Source organism: Curtobacterium sp. MMLR14_002, assembly GCF_001864975.1.
In the GTDB taxonomy this organism is placed as follows: Bacteria; Actinomycetota; Actinomycetes; order Actinomycetales; family Microbacteriaceae; genus Curtobacterium; species Curtobacterium flaccumfaciens.
On the sequence record NZ_MJGT01000035.1, the window covers coordinates 1 to 1,688 of the forward strand.

General features: G+C 73.3%; 1 protein-coding gene. It reads left to right on the forward strand.

All coding sequences use genetic code 11. The annotated features are described in order from the left end of the window. On the forward strand, positions 1-1,642 hold a 1,642-nt coding region (locus tag BIU91_RS03235; RefSeq protein ID WP_171907764.1), incomplete at its 5' end, for a hypothetical protein. Between the last annotated feature and the right edge of the window lie 46 nt (positions 1,643-1,688).

Genomic DNA, 1,688 nt, shown 5'->3' on the forward strand with positions numbered 1-1,688 from the left:
CGACGAGCAGCCGGGAGGCCCGTCCACCGACCCGACGCCGACTGCGGTCCCGGAAACGCCGGCACCAGAGCCCACGGCACCCGCCGCACCGGCGAAACCAGCGGCACCCGCGGCACCCGCGGCCGAGGACGGCAGCGACCTCGCCTTCACGGAACCGTCGACCGCCGACGACCCGATCGAGCTCACCGCCACCAGCGGCACGCCCTTCACGCGCACCTTCGAGACCACCGGCGGCGACGGCACCGTCGGCTACGCCATCCAGGACGCCCCGTCCTCCGACTACTGGGTCAACGTCGACACCGGTGTCCTGAGCGGTGACCCGAAGGAGGCCGGGACCTTCCGGTTCCAGGTCGTCGCCCTGAGCGGCTCGACCGAGATCACGCAGTACGTCGAGCTGACGGTCGCACCCGGCGACCCCGTGGGCGTGACGTTCGGCGTCGCCACCCCCGACTACAACGGGCTGTGGCAGGTCGAGACCGACGGCACGATCTGGGAACAGGCAGCCGGTCAGGGCCGCGTCCGCATCGTGCCGAGCATCCCCGTCGCCGAGGACACGCCGCTCACGCTCGCCGGGCTCGCGGTCGACGCGTACGGCAACCGGACCACGCCGGGCCCGGACTACCCCCGGTCGACGGTCACGAGCACGGACGACTCCGACTCGGCGGTGTGGAACGACGGGGACTCCTCGAACACCGTGACCTTCGGCGGCACCGGCACCCGGACCGTGACGGTCTCCGAAGGGGGCGTCTCCACGTCGTTCGAGGTCGTGGTCGGCGCCGAGGACACCGACGAGCCCGCCGCCCCGGACACCATCACGTTCACCGAGCCCTCGACGCCCGAGTCGCCCATCCGCATCGAGACCACCGCGGGCGAGCAGATCGAGCGCACCTTCACCGCGACGGGGTCGTCGACGGAGCTGCACTACGTCCTGCTGACCGGCCCGACGGCGTTCCCCGTCCCGGGCAACGAACACCCGATCGCACCGCTCGGCCTCGCCGTCGGTGACACGAGCGGGGTCCTGAGCGGCGCCCCGACGGTGGCCGGCGAGTACGACTTCCAGGTCATGGCCATGAACGGGTCCCGCGCTGCCACCCAGTACGTCCACCTGTCCATCCGTCCCGCCGCGACGGAGGAACTCAGCCTGCTCGTCGGCACGATCGGGTCGCCGAAGGGGTGGCTCCGCGACGCCGAGGGCCTGCGCGAGATCTTCGCGGAGAGCCCGAAGTCGATCCCGGTCGACGCCGTCCCGGTGGCCCAGGGGGCGACGATGGTCGTCCGGGTGACGGCCCTCGACGCGTTCGGGAACAGCACGAAGGAGTCCGACGGCGCGCAGCCCGTCGTGACGAGCAGCGTGGCCAGCGACGAAGTGACGCTGCCGTACGGCGAGTGGGAGCCCCGCGTCGGGTTCCCGCACGCCTCGCCGCACACCATCACGGTCGCCCTCGGTGACGTCTCGACCACGTTCGACGTGGACGTGCGGCCGTCGGTCGCGACCGTCGGCGACACGACCCCGACGGCCGGCGGCGGTGGGCACCTCGCCTACACGGGCGCTGACGCCTCCGGGCCGCTCGCGTGGGCGCTGGGCCTGCTCGCCGCCGGCGGCGGTGTGCTGGTCCACCGGCTGCGTCGCCGTCGCGCCTGAGAAGCGGCCCCGGACGGACGGGAGGCGCGGTGCGGGCCCGCACCGC